Below are 20,628 nucleotides of genomic sequence, written 5' to 3' on the forward strand. Positions count from 1 at the left end.
CCATTGGGACAATATCCGCACTACCGCGCAAAGGAGGCTGAAAAGATGCCATCCGTACCTTCACGCTTTAGGGGCCGCAAGAAACCCGAGCCTCCTAGTAAGCCCACTTCCCTGCCGGTACCACCAGAGCGCGCCATCGAACACTGCCGCGTCTTTGTCGATGGCGAAGCGCTTCCCGGGGAGTATTCCACCAGCTCCGCGCTGGAAGCCATTGAGGAATACGGCCGCGGATTTATTTGGGTGGGCCTGCATGAGCCCTATGAGTCTCAGATGACTAAGGTGGCCTCCCAGTTTGGCATCCACGAACTTATCGTGGAAGACGCCGTTATGGCCCACCAGCGCCCTAAGCTCGAGCGCTACGATGATCAGCTCTTCGTTGTCGCACGATCCGTGAACTACCGCGATCATGATGAGGTCACGGATAAGCGCCAGATCATTTCCACCGGTGAGATCCAGATGATTATGGGCTCCAACTTCATCATCACCGTGCGCCACGGCGCAAAGCTGCCCAACCTGGCTTATACGGTAGAAGATGAACAGGACTTGGTAGAGCTTGGCCCGGTGGCCATGGCTTGGAAAATCCTGGATATGATGGTGGACCGCTACTCGGAGATTTCCCGTCTTATCAGCATCGAGGTCGATGAGCTGGAAGAAGAAATCTTCACCCCGAACCTCAAATTTGATGTAGACCGCATCTACATGTTCAAGCGTGAGGTGCTGGAGATGAAGCATGCCATTGACCCACTTTCGGTGGCACTGAAATCCATGGTCTCTGACCACAAGGATTTAATTTCCAAGCAATTGCGCTCCTACCTGCGCGATGTCAACGACCATGAGCTCGTGGTCAAGGACCAAGTATCCAGCTTCGATGAGCGTCTTACCTCGCTTATCGACGCCTCGGTAGCCAAGGTAACCATGCAGCAGAACTCGGATATGCGCACCATTTCCGCGGTCGTTGGCATGTGGGCCGCGCCTACCCTGGTGGCGGGTATCTACGGTATGAACTTCGACATCATGCCGGAGCTGCACTGGGCGTTGGGCTACCCCATGGCGATTATCATCATGATCTTGGTCGTCGTGGGCCTGTGGGCTTGGTTCCGCAAGAACCACTGGCTCTAATCCCTCCGGTACGCTCGTGCACTATGAGCGATATCACTGTTTACGGCGCTACCGGGCTGGTCGGCCAATTGGTGGCGCGCTACCTTGCCTCGATTAACGCGCCCTCGGTGACTCTGGCCGGCCGGAACCGACCGATGCTCGCCGCGCTGCGCGATGAACTCAATCCGCACTGGGACATCGCCATCGCCGCCGCCGATGATGCTGACGCTGTGGAGCGCATGGTGGAAAATACCCAGGTACTAATCACCGTGGTCGGACCCTACAGCCTGTATGGCGACCACGTCGTTGCCGCTTGCGCGCGCCATGGCGTGGACTATGTTGACCTCTGCGGCGAGGTTCCCTTTATTCGCCGAAGCATCGATAATCACCACGCCACCGCCCACTCCACGGGTGCGCGCATCGTTCACTCTTGCGGCTTTGATTCCGTTCCCTCGGATATTGGCATGCTCAATCTCTACCAAGCGGCAGGAAAGCCGTTTGCACGGGTGCAGATGGTCGTCGACAAGCTCAAAGGCGGAATCTCACCGGGCACCATCGAGTCTTCCCTGCAGGTCTCGCATGCCGCGCACGCGGACAAAGAGGTAGCCCGTAACCTGCACAATCCTTACTCACTGGACCCAGATCCCAAGTCCGGTCCACGCTTAGACGGCCTCCAAAAAGACTTCGAAATTAAAGAAGTCGACGGCGTGGGCTGGGTAGGACCATTTTTCATGTCCATGTTCAATACCCGCGTGGTGCGCCGCTCAAACGCTCTGCTGGGGCGCGCGTGGGGAGCACGCCTGTTTTACAAGGAAGCATGGTGGGCTGGCACCGGTCTTTCCGGTCGCGCCCGCGCCTATGGGTTGGCGCTCGCCACCAAGCTACTTTTTGATGGCACTCAGTCGCGCCTGCGCCCACTGGTGGAAAAGATCCTGCCGAAACCCGGACCTAGCGGCGCACATTTCCAGGTCAGCCACCACGGCATTACCGAAGATGGCGAACGCTGGCGGGCAACTGTGTCGGCACAAGGCGACCCAGGCTATGAAGTCACCGCGATGATGCTGAGCCAGGCGGCGCTCTGCTTGCTCGATTCGCGCTCTAATGCCGGCCGTGCAGGCGGCGTACTCACCCCGGCCACCGCACTTGGAAAGCCCTATCTTGAGCGGCTTTCCGCCCACGGCATGTCTTTTACCGCCGCTCGGGTGAACTAGCGCAGAATCATAGTGCGCAAGGTGGTGCGGGCGATAAGCTCGCGGCCTTGCCGCATCTCAACGCTCCACACGTGGGTGCGGCCGCCTAGCTGCACGGGCGTAGCAACGGCTTCTAGCTCTCCCTCACCTGTGGAACGAATGAAGTCGCTGGAGTTATTGACGCCGACTGCGGGGGCGTCGGCAGCCGCCACGCTAGCGATGGAGGCCACGGTTTCTGCGATGGAGCAATACAACCCGCCGTTGGCTACTCCCCAGGGTTGGTGATGCTCCGGCAGCACCTGCAGTTTCGCACGGGCCTCGCGCGGGCCCACGTGGGTGAACTGCAGTCCTAGCAATTCCGCAAGGCCGCCGTTTAAGGCGTTGAGAGACTCCAGTTCTTCTGCATTGAGCACTCGCGTATGCGCGAGGTGGAGCAAGTCATTGAGTTTCTGCGTATCCGACATAGTCCACCAGCCTAGCCATTGATGCCAGCCTCGCATCCTAGTGACGTAGGATAGGCAGCATGACTGATAAGAATGAACTTGCTCAGATTGGCGTCGTGGGATTGGCGGTCATGGGCTCTAATTTGGCCCGTAACTTTGCCCGCAACGGCAATACCGTAGCGGTGTATAACCGCAGCCCTGAAAAGACTCATGCACTCATTAAGGCCCACGGCGAGGAAGGCAACTTCGTACCTTCGGAAACCATCGAGGACTTTGTGGCTTCCTTGGAGCGCCCACGCAAGGCAATCATTATGGTCAAGGCTGGCAAGGCCACCGATGCCGTCATCGATCAGCTGGCCGAGGCCATGGACGATGGCGATATCATCATCGACGGCGGCAATGCCTTGTTCACTGACACCATTCGCCGCGAGAAGGACGTAGCCGCCCGCGGCAAGCACTTCGTCGGCGCCGGAATCTCCGGCGGCGAGGAGGGCGCGCTCAACGGTCCGGCCATCATGCCCGGCGGCCCCAAGGAGTCGTGGGAGACCCTCGGCCCGATTCTTGAGTCCATCGCTGCCAACGTGGACGGCACTCCGTGTGTAACCCACATTGGTGCAGACGGCGCCGGCCATTTTGTCAAGATGGTCCACAATGGCATCGAGTACGCCGATATGCAGGTCATCGGCGAGGCCTATCAGCTGCTGCGCTATGGCGCGGGCATGGAGCCGGCCGAGATCGCAGAGGTATTCCGCGAATGGAATTCCGGCGACCTTGATTCCTACCTCATTGAAATCACCGCCGAGGTTCTGGCTCAAAAGGATCCGGAGACTGGCGCCCCGCTTGTCGATATCATCGTGGACGCCGCCGGCCAGAAAGGCACCGGCCGCTGGACTGCCATTAATGGATTGGAGCTGGGCGTTCCGATTACCGGTATTGCCGAATCCGTCTTCGCCCGCGCGCTGTCCTCCTCCACCGCGCAGCGCAGCGCCGCCCAAGAAGGCCAGCTTCCCGCCGGCACCATCAAGTCCTTGGACGTGGACAAGGCAGAGTTCATCGAGGATGTGCGCCGCGCGCTCTATGCCGCCAAGCTCATTGCCTACTCCCAGGGCTTTGACGAGATTAAGGCCGGGTCCGACGAATTCGGTTGGGACGTTGACCCGCGCGATCTAGCAACCATCTGGCGCGGCGGCTGCATCATCCGCGCCAAGTTCCTGGATCGCATCCGCGCAGCCTATGACAATAATGCGGACTTGCCCGCCCTGATCCTCGATCCCTACTTCAAGGGCGAGCTGGAAGACCTCATCGACCCTTGGCGCCGCGTGGTAGTCGCCGCTACCCAGCTGGGACTTCCGGCACCGGTCTTTGCGTCGTCCCTCTCCTACTACGACAGCCTGCGTGCCGAGCGCCTGCCCGCCGCCCTTATCCAGGGCCAACGCGATTTCTTCGGCGCCCACACCTTCAAGCGCACCGACAAGCCGGGCACCTTCCACATTGAGTGGTCCGGTGACCGCAGCCTGACCCAGACCGACTAGATTCGCAGTGACGTGATCAGGGGCCCTTCAGGGCCCCTTTCGCTTTTCCAAGCAGGTCTTTCTTGTGGAATGCGGCGATCCGACACGCTGCCGATAGGATGGGAAAGCGATGACTACCTTTGCCGATCTCGGCCTTCCCCAGCGCCTGGTGCACGTTCTGCACAATGAAGGCATTACCGAACCGTTTCCTATTCAAAAAGCCGCGATTCCCGACGCCCTCGCAGGCAAAGACGTACTCGGCCGCGGCCCTACCGGGTCGGGCAAGACCTATACCTTTGGCCTGCCCATGCTCGCCCGCCTTGCCGGAACAGGTGCATCCAAGCCTGCTCATCCCCGTGCGCTTATCCTCGCCCCAACGCGCGAATTGGCCACTCAGATTCACCAGCGCCTTGATGAACCAGCGGCGACGCTGGGCTTAAGAGTGCTCGCTGTCGTTGGCGGGGTAAATATCAATCACCATATCCGCTCCCTCGCCCGTCCCGTTGATGTCCTTGTCGCTACCCCTGGCCGTGCCCAGGATCTAATTGACCAGGGCAAGCTGCATTTGGATGCGGTCCAGATCACTGCGCTGGATGAAGCCGACCAAATGGCCGATATGGGCTTTTTGCCCCAGGTACGCAAGCTTCTGCGCCTAACTCCGGCGCAAGGCCAGCGCTTGCTGTTTTCGGCAACGCTTGACGCCGACGTCAACAAGCTGGTGGAGCAATTCCTCCATGACCCGGTGGTCCATTCCACTGCCCCGGTGCAAGCTGCAGTGGATTCCATGTCCCATCACCTCTTTTTCGTCGGCGAACGGCCCGCCCGCAACGAGGTGGTGCTGCGCATCGCTGCCCGCCAAGGCAAAACCATCATGTTCATGCGCACCAAGCACGGAGTGGACAGGCAGGTCAAGAAATTGCGTCGCTCCGGCATCAACGCTTATCCATTGCATGGCGATAAAGGCCAAGGCGCGCGTACCCGCGCAATCGAAGGATTCGCCGATGGCAGCATTCCAGTCTTGGTCGCCACCGATATTGCCGCCCGCGGCATCGATATTGCGGACGTTTCACTCGTCGTTCACGTCGATCCGCCCGCGGAGCACAAAGCCTATCTCCATCGCGCCGGCCGCACGGCACGCGGCGGTGCTGCGGGTACCGTGATCACTTTGGTCATGGATGAACAACGTAAAGAAGTAGCCGCTTTAATTAAGAAAGCCGGGGTCACGGCTACGGAGCACGATATTTCTCACCGTGAAAATCCTGCGGGTGCCCCGATACTTAAGGAGATTACAGGCGCTCGCAAACCCAATGGCCCTGCCCTTCCCCCACCCGGGCAGGACTCGCCCCAGAAACCGGCGAAATCTGTCAAGAAGTCCAATTCCCAACGCCGCCGCTCGGGTAGCAAAGTCGCCCGCCGCCGACGCCGCTAAGTCAAGGAGGTAAACGCTCATGCGCATCTTGAGCCCTGAGGAATGGAGTGCTCAACAGCATGAACACGAAAAGCAAGCCACCGACCGCTTGGAGCGCTTCCGACATCCTGGCAGCTACCACCCTGTTTTCGATTTTCTCTTTGAGTACTACCCCGTACGCCCTTCTCACCTAAAGCGCTGGCACCCAGGTGTAGGAACTGCGCTAACGGGCACTCCTCCGCACGCTGAATGGCGGGATTACCACGCCACCTCAGACGGCATCACCGTCGACATCGGCAGCTTTCTAGAGCGTCGTGGTGACTCGGTTCGGTATATTTCTAATCTGCTTCGGCGTTCCGCTACCAATACGGCCCACTTTGACTGCTTCGGTCTGCATGAATGGGCAATGGTCTACCACACGGATTCCCCGCGCCATTCGCTGCCCTTGCGGCTTGGTGCGGACGGGACCAATCGGGTTGTCGATGAGCACTCAATTAAGTGTTCTCACTATGATGCCTTCCGGTTCTTTACTCCTCCCGCTCGCCCTCTTAACCTCACTGTCCTGCATCGTGAGGATCAGCCCAACAATGACCAGGCAGGCTGCGTACACGTCACAATGGATTTATATAAGTGGGCCTGGAAGCTGGGACCACTGGTTCCAGGCGACCTTTTCCTTGAGTGCCTGGATCTGGCGATTGAAGCGCGCATCCTTGACATGGAGGCATCTCCTTATGATTGCCGTGATTGGGGACTTGGCGTCGTGCCCATCGAAACACCTGAGGGCAAGGCCGAATACGTCTCGAGGCAAAGAACGCTGGCGCACAAAGCTGAACCACTGCGAGAACGGCTTGTCGCTGTGATAGATCAGGCACTTGCCCCGCTAGAATGAGCCATTAACAACGGCAGTTTGCTTGGGAGGAAGACACCACATGGCACGGCATTCAAACGGGAAAAATAGCTTCGCAGTAGCGGGATGGGTTATTGCGGTGGCTATTATCACGCTGCTGGCCATAATCGCCCTGGTGGCCTTCCTTTTGCGCGGCGCGGGCAACGACGACGGCGAAGACTCCGCCGCACCCGCCGCAGTGGAAGGCAGCACCGAGGCTGCACCGGAAACCAGCACGGCAGCTGCTTCCAGTGCTTCCAGTGCTTCCAAGTCCGCTGCGCCTACGAGCTCTTCTTCCCCGAAGAGCTCCGCTCCAGCGACGAGTTCCGCAGCAGCTCCCAAGCCCGATGTGACGATGGCGGCAAATACGCTCCTGCTCTTGGATACCTCTACGGCCATGGCGCCGATGTACGGCCCTGTATCCAAAGCCTTGGGCACCACTGCTTCTGACCTAGCCGCTGACGGCGGAGCAGTTTCTTTGTGGAACTACTCCTCTCCTATCTCCGAGACCGCCACGGTTGGGTTCCGACAAAACCTGGGCTTTGGCGATGGCAACGCTGTATCCGGCACGCTCAGTGGCTTTGGAACTGGCGGTGTTCCGCAAACGCGCAGCGCCGTTGTAGCAGCTGTCGCGAATGCCGCCGATCAAGCCGCTGGAACTGGCGACAAGGCACGCGTAGTCGTAGTAACTACTGGCACCGAGCAGGACATGGATGATGCTCAGTTCACGTCCGCTCTTAAAGACGCCACCTCTAAGGACGTTTCGCTCAGCGTCGTCCATGTCGGTGAAGGCAGTGTCGATGCCGCACTGAAGTCCGCGGCTGATAGCTTCACCTCCGTTGACTCAGCCGATGAGGCCACGGTCTCTGGGGCGATTACTAAGGCCGCAGGGGTCTAATACGCAACTCTTCCTTGTCTAAGGCACCGAACGACGCCTCGCTCGGTGCCTTTATTGTCGGCCGTAGTGACTACTGCTCCCCTACGCCGCGGAGCTACGGGCACTTTCCCAAATATAAGCTGAGAGTCGGCTCGGGCACTAAGCGCCTGGGCTCGACCTCGATACCACCAGCTACATAGCGCAGAGAGGAACTGTCTTGCATGGTGCACTCGTGGCGATAGAGATTAAAAATCCACCCTTCTTCCCCGTGAGCTGGGAAGGAGGGTGGATTCTGTGTGGACGAGCTTAGGAGCTCTTGCGCTTGCGGCGAGCAGCCAACTCGTCGAGGCCGACCACGTTGTCCTCGGCGAAGTCTTCGATGCGCTCCGAAGGGAAGGAAGAAATGGTGCCGGACAGTTCCTTCAAGATACCCGGAACTGCAATACCGAAGACGCCTTGGCCGCCGGCGAGCAAGTCAATGACCTCATCGTTGGAACGGCATTCATAAACGGTAGTGCCGTCGGATACGAGGGTCAGCTCTGCTAGGTCATTCACACCCCGATCCCGTAGGGACTCAACTGCCAAACGGATATTTTGCAGAGAGATGCCGGTATCCAACAGGCGCTTCACAATCTTGAGCACCAGTACATCCTTAAAGGAGTACAGGCGCTGGGAGCCGGAGCCGCGTGCCGTGCGGATGGAAGGGTTGACCAGGTTGGTGCGTGCCCAATAGTCAAGCTGGCGGTAGGTGATGCCGGCAACTTGGCAAGCGATGGGAACTCGGTAGCCCACCTCTTCGTCGGGTCCGACGTCAAAAAGCGATTCCTGTACGTAGGTCGATTCGGACTGGGGATCCTCGTTAATGCTCACGTAATTACTCCAATGGGGTTTGTTGGAAGTTCTAAAGATCAATTAAAAGCCAAGCGCATACGCCCGTCAAGCGCTGCTTGCTCAACTGTCAAGTACAACTTTAGACTTCTCAAACCCCATTGTCACCATTAGTCACACGCGTGTCATTAACTTTTTTCGTCGTCATCCCCCGATAGGAAGTCCTTTTCCTCCATACCCAAAGACCTCATCATCGCTTCAAAATCTGCATCTGCCTGGGCATTTCCCGACGCCGAGGTCGAGGAATCATTGTTTTCTCTGGTCTGCACATCATCGCCGGTGCCGGGGGTGGAAATTTCCAGGTCGAAGTACTCTTTCACATCCGCATCGCTGGCATATACGGATACCTGGGCAAGGAGATCTGCTTCGGCTGAAATAGGGACGTTGAAATATGCGGATACAGCAAGTGCGTCACTTAACCGAGAGTCATAAACCTCGCCGTTCGGAGCCTTAATATCTACCATGAAGGTTCCTTGGTGGTAGTTGGCAATTTCAATGGCCTCTACCCCGCCAGTGCCCTCTAGTACCTCGCAGATAAGATCGTGCGAGGTGGGACGGTTTGGCTGGTGGCCGTCTAAGACTGCGGCCAGTTGCATGCCTTCAATCGGGGAGATCCACACGGGGATCAACCGGTTCTCTTCCGGCCAGCGCAGCACAGCGCACACATCGTCTTCGGGGCCTACCTGGTGGATACCGTGAAACTCTAGGGATACATCGCTCATAACAACCACTCTCCCACAAAGACGGGAGCACGTGTGTATTAGGAGTGGTATTCGTCGCGCAGATCCGACTTCACCAGAGTTGCGTGCAAGGAGACCACTAGAGCAGTCATTTGCTGGGAGATTTCCTCCGCCTTCTGATGCGCGGTATCAGAATTTGAGTGCGCCACGGGAGCTGCCGCCTGGGAGATCAAATCAGCCTGACGGCGGGCGTTATTGCGTAGTGACTTGAGTTCACGGGCGCCAAAACCAAACGCCTTAAGCGCCACTGCGGCAGAGGCAATAGCTACGTCGTCGGTATTGAAAAAGCCTGCGGCATCCGGGCGGATGAGGCCATATTTAACCAAGGAAGCTACATCATCTTCACTGGCACTAGCTTGGGTAGCTACCTCTACATCGGTCAGCCGGGTGACCACAGGGGCCTTAAACTGCTGCGGCGAGAGCAGGGTTTCCGCATTTCCTGCGGAAACGATGGCGGTCACCTGGCCGGAATCCATGGCTTCTAGCTGCTCACGGATAACCTTCAGCGGCGTATAGTTATCGCGCTGGGTGGTGAGAATATACCGCAGTCGGTCCACGTCCTCCTGGGTAAACCGGCGGTAGCCCGAGGCCGTGCGCTGTGGACTGATGAGCCCTTCAGATTCGAGGAAGCGAATCTTAGACACCGTGACGTCTGGGAATTGCTGATTCAACGTTTCCAAAACCACGCCAATGGACATGGTCTTTGGCTTCTTAGCTTTAGGGCTGGTGCGGCGTACTGCTGCGGCCGAAGAATCTGCTGCGCTCACTTTGTCTATCTCTTAGGGGTACTGAAAGTTCTTATCGTGACATAAGTAGACTACACCGCCCCTCCTAGTAAGGAAGTGCGGCTAGTCTACGAAAATAATTAGCTCTGGTTAGCGATGAAAACCAAGCGGAACTTGCCAATCTGGATTTCGTCTCCCACCTCGAGCACCTGGGAGTTGCGGGGCTCGCGGTTAACGTAGGTTCCGTTGAGGGATCCCACATCAACTACCTCAAACTTGCCGTCATCATTCTTGCGAAACTCCGCGTGGCGGCGAGACACCGTAACGTCATCGAGGAAGATGTCTGCCTCGGGGTGGCGGCCGGCGGTAGTAGTCGCCTGATCCAGCAAGAAGCGGGCACCCGCGTTCGGGCCACGCTTTACTACGAGGAGGGCCTGACCTTCCGCCAGGTTGTCGGTGCCGGCAGCGGTAGCATCATTGCCATTAGCGCCGTTTTCCATCTCCTTGAGCAGGTCTGCGCGGAATACAGATGTGGTCTCTACCTGTGGTTCCGGGGTTCCGGTGTTCTCGCTCATTGTTACCTCCGGGGATTAGTTACGAGTTACTTATAACAATACTAGCGACTCATGTGAGTCCATGACTCCTTCGCGGGGAATTATTTCACCGGAAAATATTTCCGATGCCGCTCAGCACGGAATTTCCCTTGCCGGCAAGGGGGTTATCGGAGACCATGTAGGTCCATGTAGCACTCGGACGAGCGAGGCCGGCGTCATCAAGGTGCGCCCCGGCGGCGTCGATAAGCACTGTGCGGAAAGTCTCCACAGACTTGTCGACGGCCCTCTGAGCCAAGTCCTTAAACTCCCTCACTGCAATGCGGTGGTACTCGTCGATCGGCGTCTCACGTGCGATGGCCCGCAGGTGGATCGACTCGCGCACATCGTCCATGAGCTCCAGGTGATCGGCCCAAGCCAAGTCCAAGTGATAGAGCATGATTTCGCGTGCGGCCTTGATGCGGGCTTCCTCAGGAATCTCTGTTAGCTCTGCTGCGCGCTCCGGGGCACGCTCGGATAGTTCCTGCCAGGCTTGATCAGTATCCAACAGCTTGGCTCGGCGCTCATCAATAATGATGCGCTGATCAGCTAGGAGCTGGTTGTACTTCCAGGTCTGGGCATGAATTTCGAGTAGTTGACCCTCGGTCACGCGCTGACAGTGTGCCACGAAATCGCTCACTCGCTTGGATTCAATGCGCCCATCTTCTGCTGGTTGGGCACGCACGGTTTCGCCGTCGCCGCCTTGCTGGACTACATCGTCTTCGAGGGAGACGAAGAATAGGGACAGGCCCGGATCACCCTGCCGGCCCGCACGGCCGCGCAACTGGTTATCCAAGCGGGCTGTGCGGTGACGGGAGGTACCGATAACCGCCAAGCCGCCCAGTTCCGCTACTGCATCGTGGTCAACTTCGTGAGCACCGCCCAGCTTAATATCGGTGCCGCGTCCGGCCATCTGGGTAGAGACGGTGACGCGTCCAATATCGCCGGCCTCGGCGACGATCTCTGCCTCCTGCTCATCATTTTTAGCGTTGAGCACATTGACATCGATGCCCCGCTCGCGGAGAGCATCCGCCAGATCTTCCGACTCGGCAACATCCTGCGTGCCCACCAAGATGGGCTGGCCCGTGGCGTGAATGGTGGCAATTTCTTCCACGATGGCGGCGGATTTATCATCCATTGTTGCGAAAATGCGGTCTTGCTCATCAAAGCGCTGCAGCGGCTTATTGCGGTCGATCACGGATACATGAAGATCATAGAACTGCCGCAGCTGATCGGTCGCCTCCACCGCGGTACCAGTCATGCCGCACACAAGTGGATAACGCCGCATTAGTTCTTGCAGCGTGATGGTGTCGAGGATGCGACCGCCTTCGGAAACCTCTAGGCCTTCCTTGGCTTCTACTGCTGCTTGGAGCCCGTCGGGCCAGCGTTGGAGGTCGGCAACGCGGCCCCTGGAGGCGTCGATAAGCTGCAGCTTGCCATCCACCACGATGTAGTGGATGTCTCGGATAAGCAGGGCCTTGGCATGCAGGGCGAGGTTGACCTTCACCAAAATGGTGCCGATATTCTCCTCCGAATAGAGCGAATCAATGCCCAATTCCTGCTCCACGCGGCGGGCACCGTTCTCGGTCAGCTGAACGGTGCGGCCGTCCTCAGAGATGGAGTAATCCAGCTTCTCGCGCAGGCGGGATACCACATTGGTGATGTGCCCGGTGGGTGCTTCACCTGGCCGATTACCGGCCAGCACTAGGGGCACAAGGGCCTCATCCACTAGGACGGAATCGGCTTCATCCACGAGGGCAACGTCGCCGGCGGCCTGCACCGTGTGAGAGCGGTCGGTAATTTGATTATCGCGGAGCAGATCAAAGCCCAGCTCGTTGACCGGTGCGTAGATAATATCCTGCGCATAGGCAGCGCGGCGCTCGTCCGGTGTCATGCCCTCCGTCACCGAGGCAACGCTTAAGCCAAAGAACTCCACGACAGGGCGCATCCATTCGGCGTCGCGGGCAGCGAGATAGTTATTGACGGTGACAACGTGGACGCGTTTGCCAGTCAACGCGAAACCTGTAGCCGCCATGGCGCCCACCAAAGTCTTGCCTTCGCCGGTTGCCATTTGGATGACGTCTCCGGTGAGCAGGCGCAGGACGGCCTGGGATTGCACGTTGAAGGGATTCATGCCCAGGGTGCGCTCGCACGCTACGGCCAGGGCCGCGAGGAACTGCGCCTTATCCGCAATCTCGCCACCTTTCACGGCGTCGCGTGCAGCTTGGGCTACAGCTGTGTCGTCCTGCTGGCCCAATGCCCGTGCCGCTTCATCGGCTGAACCCACGATGGCCTTGGATTTCTTATCGTTACGCTCGCTTTGCGAGCCCATTGCCTTCCAGAACCAATCGAACGCGCCCATACCTCATCCTCCTTATTTGGATTGCTCCTATCGACTGTAGTCAACCTGGTATGGCTTGCGGGTAAGAGGCCCGTTATTCTAGTTCTCATGCAATCCGTCAACGTTAAGCTGCCTTCGAGCCGGGGTACCGAGATGGCCGGAACCATCGACTTCCCGGACTCTCCCCCGATCGCCTACGCCATCTTTGCCCATTGCTTCGCCGGCTCCCGCCACACTCCCGGTGCTGCCCGCACCGCGAAGCAGCTCACTGAGTTTGGCATCGCCACTTTGCGTTTCGATTTTCCCGGCCTTGGCCAGTCCGCCGGTGAATTTGGCGATACTACTTTTAGCCAGAATGTTGATGATATCCATGCCGCTGCCGCCTGGCTGACGGAGAACTACTCTGCCCCACAATTGCTCATGGGCCACTCGCTGGGTGGCGCCGCTGCGTTGAAGGCGGCCACTACCATGAAATCTCTTAAGGCTGTAGCCACCATTGGCGCCCCCTTTGATCCTGCCCACTCCGTGCTTCACTATGCGGACAAGATCGGCGAGGTCGACGCCAACAGCGAGGTGGAAGTCATCCTCGGCGGCCGCGGCCTTATCATTTCCCGCAAGTTCCTCGAGGACTTGGCGGATACTAACCCCGAGGAATACCTGCCCAAGCTCCGCAAGCCGCTGATGGTATTGCACTCGCCCATTGACCAGACGGTGGGTATTGACAATGCGCAAAATATCTTCCTGCTCACGCGCTACCCCAAGTCCTTGGTTTCTTTGGACAAGACCGATCACCTTCTCACCAAGCAGGGCACGGCCGCCCGCGCTGCGGATCTCATCGGTGCATGGGCCGAGCAATTTATCGTTCCAGATTACCGCCCGGAGGAAGTAGGAACCGACGCCGCCGTTGCGCAGCCGGCCACCGGCACCAAATTCGGCGTGGTCGTCCGCCACAATGACCATAGCCTCAGTGCCGACCGCACGAAGAAGAATGGCGGCAAGGGTAAGGGCTTTACCGCCGAGGGTCTTATTATGTCCGCCCTGGCTACGGCCGCGACCCAAGCAATCAAGGCTGCCGGCAAGAAGCTTGCGCTTGACGACGTCCACGTGAGCATCACCCAAACCGGCCCCACCAGCTTCGAGCGCCGCATCGAGCTTAAAGGGAACCTGTCTGCGTCAGAAGAATCCACGCTGCGCTCTGCCGCGAAGGACACCGATGTGGAGCGCATGCTCGGCAACGTCACCATCGTAGACGTGGACACCCACTAATGGCTGCCTTCGAGTCCTCGCGCCGCTGCCCGTGCGGCACCGGCCTGACCTACGGAGAGTGCTGCGGCAAGTACCATGCCGGCACCAATGCGCCTACCGCTGAGGCGCTCATGCGCTCGCGTTTTAGCGCGTTCGTTACTGGCGACGAAGACTATCTGCTCCGTACGTGGGATCCCGATACTCGCCCTGCAACCCTTGACTTGGCTGATTCCCCCGTCCGGTTTTATCGCCTCGATATCCTGGATACCCAAGCAGGCGGATTGCTCGATAGTTCCGGCGTAGTGGAGTTTGAGGCCTTTTATAAAGGCGCGGCCGTTGGCTCACAACGCGAGCGGTCGTCCTTTCGCCGCGTGGGCGGTTCCTGGGTGTACTCCAGCGGCGAGTTTTAGCGCAGGTTACACCCCAAATTTCACAGTAGAATCCTACTGATGTAATCTAGACAGGTCGCACAGTTCGACGGCGGGCTATGGCGCAGTTTGGTAGCGCACTACACTGGGGGTGTAGGGGTCGCAGGTTCAAATCCTGTTAGCCCGACAAAAAGTTCAGCCGGCACCGGGAAGGTGCCGGCTTTTTCTATTCTGCTTTTACACCGCAAGCAAGATCGCAATTCCTAACAGAATTAAAACCGCTGGAAACAGTACGCTTTCCCACTTTTCCAGTGCTTCTGCAATGCCCGGCCGCGTGGCTACAAACCGCGCTGCCCACACTAAGGGCGCCACGAGGATTACGAAGACCACGCAATAAGTCGCAACCTCAGCCGGCGTAGAGGTGGTAAACACTGGTACATAGACGCCGATATTGTCGCCACCGTTGGCAAAGGTCACCCCGGCTACCGCAAGTGCGCTCAGCCTCTTACCCGAAACATCCTCATCGTCATCCTCACCCCGGAATGCTTGCCACGCTGCCCATAGGCCTAGAAGCAATGGAATGAGGCCAAAGTAGCGAATCAATTCCTCAGGTAATACGGCATTGAAACCCAATCCGACAATGGCCGAGGCCGCTAGTATGCCGAGAAAACCCACATACTGACCTAGCAGAATCGCGGGCGTCGTGCCCTTGCGACCAGCACCACGGGCGAAGAAGAGGGACAACACCACAATGTCATCGATGTTGGTGGCCATGAATAGTCCAGCAGCTGCTGCGAGAGTAGTAAGCACTCTCCTACCTTATCGCGTCATGACACTTGTCATGAAAATGTAATGACAGGGTCTATACATCATTCTTGCTGGCTACGGATACTTTCCAGGTATGAGCACTTTAAGCCCATCTACTGCACAGCCGCCAGCCATCGACGTATCCGGAGTAAGCAAATCCTTTGCTAGTAAATCCTCCAGACCTATCCGTGCGCTCAGCGATATTTCCTTCAGCATCGCCCAAGGCGAGATCGTAGGCCTACTAGGCACCAATGGAGCAGGTAAAACCACCCTATTTGATCTCATCCTCGGGCTCACCACACCCACCTCCGGCAACATTTCCGTGCTCGGACACACACCGCACGCTGCGATCCGCGCGGCACAGATTGGCGCTGTGCTGCAAACCGGCGGCCTGCTACCCGAGCTCACAGTCCAGGACACCCTAAAGATGATTTCCTCTACCTTTCCCCATCCCCTTCCCATCGGAGAAGTTGCCAAACAAGCAGACCTAGACCGGATCCTGCACCGCCCAGTAGGAAAATGCTCTGGTGGCGAGCAACAACGTGTGCGATTCGCCCTCGCTATTTTGGGCAATCCCCAAATCCTATTGCTCGATGAGCCAACAGCTGGCATGGATGCTCAAGCGCGCCACGAGTTCTGGTCCACCATGCACAGACAAGCAGACCAGGGACGCACCATTGTCTTCGCTACGCACTACCTCGAAGAGGCAGACAATTTTGCAGAAAGGATAATTCTCCTACACGAAGGAAAGCTGCGAGCCGATGCAAAGGCCACAGAACTGCGCGAACATTCAGGCAAGCGCATAGTCGAGGCGAAGTTCGACGGCACACCTTTAAATGCGAAAGAGCTACCCACCGTCGCCGAGATTTCCTTGTCTGGCGGCTACGCCCGGATGACCACCAGTGACTCCGATGTACTTGCGAAATTCCTTCTCAACCACACCTCGGCCCATGACCTGACTATTCGCAAACACTCCTTAGAGGACGCATTTCTTGCTTTGACAGCATCCCAGTCCTAACCCGTCACTCCGTTGGCCACTTCGTGAAAGGAACATGCCATGACCACACAAGCTGTAACGACCAGTGCGCGCACTCTCCGGTTTGCCACTCACAACCTGCTGCGCCTTCGTCGCAACCTTACTCCGCTGTTTTTCAGCACCATCTTGCCGGTATTTTTCTACCTTCTCTTTGGCACCATGATGGATTTTGGCGATACCTCCTTTAAGGGAGGAAACTTCGCCGCCTTAGAGATGATCAGCATGGCTCTTTACGGCGGCGTCGCAGGTTCCGTGTCTGCCGCTGGCTCCGCCGTGACCGCTGCGAAGACTGGGTGGGAGCGCCAATTAGCACTTACTCCCCTACACGCACGGCAGATTCTGTGGGCAAACCTCATATCAATCGGCTTTCAGGCACTGCTCCCCATAACCGCGGTGTTTATCACCGGTGCCATGACACAAGCTGCAATGCAACCACACCAATGGGTTTTAGCCTTTATCGCCTGCGTCCTAGTTTCCATTCCCTTTGGCTTTTATGGCTTGGTGTGGGCCATGGCTTTGCCCACCGACAATTCTGTCGCAATCGCCTCGACCTCCGTTGTCCTCTTCCTCTTTGCCGCCAATGTATTCACTCCACTTACCGAGCCGCTGATGGAATTGGGCCGCTTCACTCCCCTCTTTGGCCCGGTCGTGCTCGCCCAGTGGCCCCTTGCAGAAGGCATGCAGATTCTCAACGGGGAGGAAGGCACCGTGTCGCACCCCATGTGGGCCGCATGGTTAAACTTCGCGGTATGGACGACCATCTTTCTCACAGCTTGCCAGGTCTTGCGCTCTCGCGACAAGGCGCGCCGCTAATGGGCCCCTTTCGCAAGCCGTGGCGTGGTTTTAGACTCAACAGCGCTCTTTTTGCCAGCGTATGGTTGGTCTTCCTCATTCCCGGGTTGGTGATGACCTTTGCCGCGCCGGGCACGACGCTCACTGAACGAATTGGGGCTTCTGCGTGCGTTTTAGCGTTTAGTGCTGTCTACTTCTTTTCTTTTGGCGCAGTGGGCTACTACCCACGCGGATGGCGGTTAGGACAGCGGATCGGGCTTTACTGGGTGTCACTCGCGGTCATCGCAGCGGCATCAATTGGTTTCTTCGGGATAATAGCCGTCACGTATGTGCCTTACCTTGCGGCGCTGCTCGGCTTTAACCTTCCGCTACGACGAGCATTTGCGCTTACCCTGCTAATGGGGACCGTGCTCGCCACCACCACGTGGTTCTTCGCTCCTGAAAGCACCGGCTGGGCCCTGATAATCCTCTTCGCCTGGCCGATACTACTAGTGCTGTTAGGTACATTTTCCCAGCGCGAAGATAGCCGCGCTGAATTGGAACATGAATTGGACTTGGCACGCCAACGCGAGGACATCGCTACCGATGTTCACGATCTCTTGGGCCACTCTTTAACCGTTATCAACCTCAAATCAGAGCTTGCCCGCCGGCTAATAGATTCGGATCCGCAACGGGCGCAGCAGGAGCTCCAGGAGGTGAGCACGCTTTCTCGGAGAGGCTTGGCGGAAGTCCGCTCCACAGTAACCCGGATGCGCAGGCCCACTTTTGAAGGGGAAATCCACGCGGCTCACAGGGCTCTCGACACTGCCGGCATTGTGTCGTACTTGCCCTCTGCTGCCAATAGCGCTGGGCTTTACGACGCCGAATTTTCCTGGGCGCTGCGAGAGCTGATCACAAACGTGGTCCGCCACTCGGGTGCAGCGCACTGTTGGGTCCAGGTGACAGGCCACCAACTCCAAGTGGTGGACGATGGCTGCGGGTTTGACGCTGACGAAAGTCTTTCTCGTGCCCACGGTGGGATTGCCGGTTTGCGCAAGCGCATAACAGATGCTGGCGGACAGATGCTCTTTGCGCGCCGCAATGGCTGCACTTTGGCCTTGGTTACTATGAATGGCGACACGGTTTTTCTTCCTCTTACTACCGCCGGAGGCTCGGGCAATGACTAATCCCATCCGAGTTCTCATTGCTGAGGACCAATCATTGGTGCGTGGGGCGCTAATTGCCCTCTTGGACGCAGAGCCAGATATCAGCGTTGTGGCTGAGTGCGCAACGGGCGTGGAGGTTGCGGGGCTCGTCGCCAAGCATGGCGTCGACGTTGCGCTACTTGATATCGAAATGCCCGGTAAAAGCGGTCTTGATGCGGCCGCTGAGCTTGAGGGCACGGGTTGCCGCAGCCTGATTGTCACGACCTTTGGGCGCAGTGGCTACGTCAAACGTGCTTTGGAAACGGGCGTAGCTGGCTTCGTAGTCAAGGACACCCCACCCGAACAACTTGCCGAAGCCATTAGGCGAGTGCACGCCGGTCTAAAGGTCATTGACCCTGCACTGGCCCAAGAGACAATTTTCACGCCCGACAATCCACTAACCGCACGCGAAAAGGAGGTCACACGTCATGTCTTGGAGGGCAGCGACACCCGCCAGATTGCCGGGCAACTTCACCTGAGCACTGGCACAGTGCGCAATATTGTCTCTTCCCTTATCGCCAAGACAGGAACTGGGAACCGCTTTGAGGCAGCAACTACGGCACATGCCCGGGGATGGATATAGAAAGGGGATCCCGCTGCGGCCCCTCTATTGCTTGGTTTCCTATTCTGGCTTTTTTAGCTCAAGGACATTGACCATGCCCTGAAGAACCACGTCCATCACCTTGGAAGCTAGGTTGAAGTAGAAATCAGCCGAGTGATAGCGCAGGGCTCCTACGGTACTCAACTGCGAGAGACCGTGGATGGAAGCCCACAGCGCCGCAATCTGGGTAAAGAGAATCCATGGCGATCGTGGCCCATTCGACTCAGAAATAGCATCGCGCACCAGATTCATGATGAAGGTAAAGGCCTTACCCATATCGAATGGCTGCTCAGTATCGCCGGACTCATCGAAAGAGACGGGGACAATCGAGCGGCTTGATACCTCAATGAGGGCGACAAAGCCGACGGGGTCTTCCAGCGCAAACTCCAAATATCCGAAGCCGGTTGCCTTAATATAAGCCAACCCGTGGGATCCTTCCGGCACGGCCTGGTTCTGGCGCATGATCGCTAGCGTATTAGCTTCATCCAAAGACTCTTCCAAAGAACGCAGCAGGTGAGAATTACCATCGAAAAGATGCTCCGCATCTGCCAAATCTACGCCTGCTCGTGCAGCAGCAGAGCCGAGATGCAAGCTAGGAAGACCATTATAGGCAATCTCTTCGGCCGCGCCACGGAAGATGGCTGCACGCTTTTCCTCAGCCGTAGTCTTTGGCATGTCCTTGGCTGCTGTAGTAAGCGGTTCCGCTGGCTCTCCAACGAGTGCTAGCGGTTCAAAGGGCGCAATCTTCCCGTCACGCAGGCTATCTTCCAGCCCGGAGAATAAAGTCTCAATGCAAGCATTGAAGGTCTGCTTCTTCGCCGTGGGCGAGAGGTGACGCATAATGCCGAACGTGGCCAAGTGGGTAATACCCTGCAGCTCAGACAAGTAAGTAAGGGCTTGGATCACTACCAAGCGGTGATCAAAATCGCCGCGTGCTGCAATGGCGGCTTCCCGCATGTGCTCAAGCATCCAGCGGAATGTGGGCGGGAAGGCATCAAAGCTTTTCCCCTCCTCGATGCCTTCCTCAAAGTTGGGAAAGCTCGTTGCCGTCTCGCAGTTGTTATAGGCGGAGAAGTAAGTGGGGTTTTCAACAGCCCAGTTGAAGTAGCCCTTGGCAGACTCGCGAAGTTTCTGAATCGCGGTCGCGTCACCCGGCAATTTATCGAGTGCCTCGAAAGACGCTACTCGGAGACGCTCATCCAAGAACCGGCTGGTCTGAATGTAAAGGTCGTGGTCATCTTCAAAGAAAGACTTAGCTTCATCGACTGGAACCGCGATCTTCTCCGCCACAGCACAAACCTTTAAGGCGTCGCGCCCACCCTTAGCTAGGATCCGGGCACTCTGCTCCAGCAACCGCTGCTTAGTGGAGCCCGCATGGGAAACGGTGCCTTCAAGATTGTTCACAAATATAATCCTAGCGATTTCATGCAAAATTGCTTGGGATACGTTCACTTTATAAGTTGAGTCACCCACGAAAAGGTGGGAGCGCCAATATAGACCTTTGCCAGCTTTATGCCGCTGGTCTTTATATAGCTTTGGCCCCCTGCCCTTGCGGGCCGGGGGCCAAAATAGAAAGTAGGCATTCGCCCTTTAAACGGGCGACGCTATTTACTCGTTACCGAGCTTGTCGTCAGCTGCGTCACGAGCCTTGTCGATCTGATCTGTCTTGTCCTCGCCCAGCTTGCCCTTAGCTGCGTCAGCTGCCTTGTCCAGGCCCTTGTCGCTGAGCTCTTCGCCCTTGTCGGAGTTCAGTGCGTCCTTTGCCTTATCGAAGATACCCATGTGGTTATCCTTTCTTCTAGTTCTAGCTTTATCTAAAAGCTGCCGTGTCCGGCAACACACCCCAACGTACCGACACTTGAGCCAACATGCCACCGAAAAGTCTCTTTGGCCACTAG

Annotated in this window: 21 protein-coding genes and 1 tRNA gene; 13 read left to right on the forward strand and 9 right to left on the reverse strand. The window is 57.5% G+C overall.

What is annotated here, in order from left to right:
* Positions 1–45 precede the first annotated feature (45 nt).
* Positions 46–1,119, forward strand: coding sequence for a magnesium and cobalt transport protein CorA (locus MHY08_RS03610; RefSeq protein ID WP_239235371.1), 1,074 nt, complete (start codon positions 46–48; stop codon positions 1,117–1,119).
* A gap of 23 nt (positions 1,120–1,142) precedes the next feature.
* A complete protein-coding gene (locus MHY08_RS03615; RefSeq protein WP_239235372.1) occupies positions 1,143–2,309 on the forward strand; it encodes a trans-acting enoyl reductase family protein in 1,167 nt (388 codons plus the stop codon).
* On the opposite strand, the gene MHY08_RS03620 is transcribed toward MHY08_RS03615, so the two are convergent.
* The gene (locus tag MHY08_RS03620) at positions 2,306–2,752 is read right to left on the reverse strand and encodes a PaaI family thioesterase (RefSeq protein ID WP_005324747.1); all 447 of its coding nucleotides are present in this window, start codon (positions 2,750–2,752) and stop codon (positions 2,306–2,308) included. The genes MHY08_RS03615 and MHY08_RS03620 overlap by 4 nt on opposite strands.
* A gap of 59 nt (positions 2,753–2,811) precedes the next feature.
* Here MHY08_RS03620 and gndA point away from each other — a divergent pair, with 59 nt between their 5' ends.
* From gndA to MHY08_RS03640, 4 genes are all read left to right on the forward strand, one after another.
* Positions 2,812–4,263, forward strand: a complete 1,452-nt coding sequence (gene gndA, locus MHY08_RS03625; protein WP_239235373.1) for an NADP-dependent phosphogluconate dehydrogenase — start codon at positions 2,812–2,814, stop codon at positions 4,261–4,263.
* 109 nt (positions 4,264–4,372) lie between these two features.
* Complete coding sequence (locus MHY08_RS03630; protein ID WP_239235374.1) at positions 4,373–5,671, forward strand: DEAD/DEAH box helicase; 1,299 nt, start codon at positions 4,373–4,375, stop codon at positions 5,669–5,671.
* 19 nt (positions 5,672–5,690) lie between these two features.
* Positions 5,691–6,539 carry a 3-methyladenine DNA glycosylase gene (locus tag MHY08_RS03635; RefSeq protein WP_239235375.1) on the forward strand — a complete coding sequence of 283 codons (849 nt, stop codon included), beginning with the start codon at positions 5,691–5,693 and terminating at the stop codon, positions 6,537–6,539.
* A gap of 40 nt (positions 6,540–6,579) precedes the next feature.
* Positions 6,580–7,434 carry a hypothetical protein gene (locus MHY08_RS03640; protein ID WP_239235377.1) on the forward strand — a complete coding sequence of 285 codons (855 nt, stop codon included), beginning with the start codon at positions 6,580–6,582 and terminating at the stop codon, positions 7,432–7,434.
* 285 nt (positions 7,435–7,719) lie between these two features.
* Here the strand turns inward: MHY08_RS03640 and MHY08_RS03645 are convergent, their stop codons facing one another.
* The 5 genes from MHY08_RS03645 to secA2 form a co-directional block, all read right to left on the reverse strand.
* A complete protein-coding gene (locus tag MHY08_RS03645; protein ID WP_284596884.1) occupies positions 7,720–8,283 on the reverse strand; it encodes a MerR family transcriptional regulator in 564 nt (187 codons plus the stop codon).
* Between the two features lie 146 nt (positions 8,284–8,429).
* Positions 8,430–9,023: a bifunctional nuclease family protein gene (locus tag MHY08_RS03650; protein ID WP_239235380.1), complete on the reverse strand. Its 594-nt coding sequence runs from the start codon at positions 9,021–9,023 to the stop codon at positions 8,430–8,432.
* Positions 9,024–9,061: 38 nt separating this feature from the next.
* Positions 9,062–9,808 (reverse strand): MerR family transcriptional regulator, encoded by a 747-nt coding sequence (locus MHY08_RS03655; RefSeq protein ID WP_239235381.1) that lies wholly within the window; start codon positions 9,806–9,808, stop codon positions 9,062–9,064.
* A gap of 98 nt (positions 9,809–9,906) precedes the next feature.
* Positions 9,907–10,341, reverse strand: a complete 435-nt coding sequence (odhI, locus tag MHY08_RS03660) for an oxoglutarate dehydrogenase inhibitor Odhl (protein WP_005324732.1) — start codon at positions 10,339–10,341, stop codon at positions 9,907–9,909.
* Positions 10,342–10,426: 85 nt separating this feature from the next.
* On the reverse strand, positions 10,427–12,718 hold the full coding sequence (gene secA2, locus MHY08_RS03665; protein WP_239235382.1) for an accessory Sec system translocase SecA2: 2,292 nt from the start codon (positions 12,716–12,718) through the stop codon (positions 10,427–10,429).
* A gap of 87 nt (positions 12,719–12,805) precedes the next feature.
* Here secA2 and MHY08_RS03670 point away from each other — a divergent pair, with 87 nt between their 5' ends.
* The 3 genes from MHY08_RS03670 to MHY08_RS03680 all read left to right on the forward strand — a co-directional run bounded on the left by MHY08_RS03670 (position 12,806) and on the right by MHY08_RS03680 (position 14,497).
* The gene (locus tag MHY08_RS03670; protein WP_239235383.1) at positions 12,806–13,963 is read left to right on the forward strand and encodes an alpha/beta fold hydrolase; all 1,158 of its coding nucleotides are present in this window, start codon (positions 12,806–12,808) and stop codon (positions 13,961–13,963) included.
* Entirely contained in the window at positions 13,963–14,352 is a 390-nt protein-coding gene (locus MHY08_RS03675) for a YchJ family protein (RefSeq protein ID WP_239229750.1), read from the forward strand. The genes MHY08_RS03670 and MHY08_RS03675 overlap by 1 nt, the downstream gene beginning before the upstream one ends.
* Positions 14,353–14,423: 71 nt before the next feature.
* Positions 14,424–14,497 (forward strand) — tRNA-Pro (locus MHY08_RS03680).
* A 50-nt stretch (positions 14,498–14,547) separates the two neighbouring features.
* On the opposite strand, the gene MHY08_RS03685 is transcribed toward MHY08_RS03680, so the two are convergent.
* Positions 14,548–15,084: a cadmium resistance transporter gene (locus tag MHY08_RS03685; protein ID WP_255710307.1), complete on the reverse strand. Its 537-nt coding sequence runs from the start codon at positions 15,082–15,084 to the stop codon at positions 14,548–14,550.
* A 127-nt stretch (positions 15,085–15,211) separates the two neighbouring features.
* Here MHY08_RS03685 and MHY08_RS03690 point away from each other — a divergent pair, with 127 nt between their 5' ends.
* From MHY08_RS03690 to MHY08_RS03705, 4 genes are read left to right on the forward strand one after another with little or no spacing between them, the layout of a single operon-like run.
* Complete coding sequence (locus tag MHY08_RS03690; RefSeq protein WP_239235385.1) at positions 15,212–16,135, forward strand: ABC transporter ATP-binding protein; 924 nt, start codon at positions 15,212–15,214, stop codon at positions 16,133–16,135.
* A gap of 39 nt (positions 16,136–16,174) precedes the next feature.
* The gene (locus tag MHY08_RS03695; RefSeq protein WP_239235386.1) at positions 16,175–16,966 is read left to right on the forward strand and encodes an ABC transporter permease; all 792 of its coding nucleotides are present in this window, start codon (positions 16,175–16,177) and stop codon (positions 16,964–16,966) included.
* Positions 16,903–18,111, forward strand: coding sequence for a sensor histidine kinase (locus MHY08_RS03700; protein WP_367620238.1), 1,209 nt, complete (start codon positions 16,903–16,905; stop codon positions 18,109–18,111). The genes MHY08_RS03695 and MHY08_RS03700 overlap by 64 nt, the downstream gene beginning before the upstream one ends.
* A complete protein-coding gene (locus MHY08_RS03705) occupies positions 18,104–18,712 on the forward strand; it encodes a response regulator transcription factor (RefSeq protein ID WP_239193880.1) in 609 nt (202 codons plus the stop codon). The genes MHY08_RS03700 and MHY08_RS03705 overlap by 8 nt, the downstream gene beginning before the upstream one ends.
* Positions 18,713–18,751: 39 nt before the next feature.
* On the opposite strand, the gene MHY08_RS03710 is transcribed toward MHY08_RS03705, so the two are convergent.
* Positions 18,752–20,134 (reverse strand): TetR/AcrR family transcriptional regulator, encoded by a 1,383-nt coding sequence (locus MHY08_RS03710; protein ID WP_239235387.1) that lies wholly within the window; start codon positions 20,132–20,134, stop codon positions 18,752–18,754.
* Positions 20,135–20,338: 204 nt separating this feature from the next.
* On the reverse strand, positions 20,339–20,512 hold the full coding sequence (locus MHY08_RS03715) for an antitoxin (protein ID WP_239235389.1): 174 nt from the start codon (positions 20,510–20,512) through the stop codon (positions 20,339–20,341).
* Between the last annotated feature and the right edge of the window lie 116 nt (positions 20,513–20,628).

The organism is Corynebacterium sp. ACRPJ, assembly GCF_022347345.1.
Lineage (GTDB): Bacteria > Actinomycetota > Actinomycetes > Mycobacteriales > Mycobacteriaceae > Corynebacterium > Corynebacterium tuberculostearicum_D.

Bases quoted from the DNA above. Each gene is read 5' to 3' on its own strand.
- gndA (WP_239235373.1), top strand. From the start codon at position 2,812: ATGACTGATAAGAATGAACTTGCTCAGATTGGCGTCGTGGGATTGGCG.
- MHY08_RS03650 (WP_239235380.1), bottom strand. From the start codon at position 9,023: ATGAGCGATGTATCCCTAGAGTTTCACGGTATCCACCAGGTAGGCCCC.
- MHY08_RS03700 (WP_367620238.1), top strand. From the start codon at position 16,903: ATGGACGACCATCTTTCTCACAGCTTGCCAGGTCTTGCGCTCTCGCGA.
- MHY08_RS03615 (WP_239235372.1), top strand. From the start codon at position 1,143: ATGAGCGATATCACTGTTTACGGCGCTACCGGGCTGGTCGGCCAATTG.
- MHY08_RS03670 (WP_239235383.1), top strand. From the start codon at position 12,806: ATGCAATCCGTCAACGTTAAGCTGCCTTCGAGCCGGGGTACCGAGATG.
- MHY08_RS03630 (WP_239235374.1), top strand. From the start codon at position 4,373: ATGACTACCTTTGCCGATCTCGGCCTTCCCCAGCGCCTGGTGCACGTT.
- MHY08_RS03635 (WP_239235375.1), top strand. From the start codon at position 5,691: ATGCGCATCTTGAGCCCTGAGGAATGGAGTGCTCAACAGCATGAACAC.
- secA2 (WP_239235382.1), bottom strand. From the start codon at position 12,718: ATGGGCGCGTTCGATTGGTTCTGGAAGGCAATGGGCTCGCAAAGCGAG.
- MHY08_RS03715 (WP_239235389.1), bottom strand. From the start codon at position 20,512: ATGGGTATCTTCGATAAGGCAAAGGACGCACTGAACTCCGACAAGGGC.
- MHY08_RS03675 (WP_239229750.1), top strand. From the start codon at position 13,963: ATGGCTGCCTTCGAGTCCTCGCGCCGCTGCCCGTGCGGCACCGGCCTG.
- MHY08_RS03685 (WP_255710307.1), bottom strand. From the start codon at position 15,084: ATGGCCACCAACATCGATGACATTGTGGTGTTGTCCCTCTTCTTCGCC.
- odhI (WP_005324732.1), bottom strand. From the start codon at position 10,341: ATGAGCGAGAACACCGGAACCCCGGAACCACAGGTAGAGACCACATCT.
- MHY08_RS03690 (WP_239235385.1), top strand. From the start codon at position 15,212: ATGAGCACTTTAAGCCCATCTACTGCACAGCCGCCAGCCATCGACGTA.
- MHY08_RS03620 (WP_005324747.1), bottom strand. From the start codon at position 2,752: ATGTCGGATACGCAGAAACTCAATGACTTGCTCCACCTCGCGCATACG.
- MHY08_RS03610 (WP_239235371.1), top strand. From the start codon at position 46: ATGCCATCCGTACCTTCACGCTTTAGGGGCCGCAAGAAACCCGAGCCT.
- MHY08_RS03695 (WP_239235386.1), top strand. From the start codon at position 16,175: ATGACCACACAAGCTGTAACGACCAGTGCGCGCACTCTCCGGTTTGCC.
- MHY08_RS03640 (WP_239235377.1), top strand. From the start codon at position 6,580: ATGGCACGGCATTCAAACGGGAAAAATAGCTTCGCAGTAGCGGGATGG.
- MHY08_RS03705 (WP_239193880.1), top strand. From the start codon at position 18,104: ATGACTAATCCCATCCGAGTTCTCATTGCTGAGGACCAATCATTGGTG.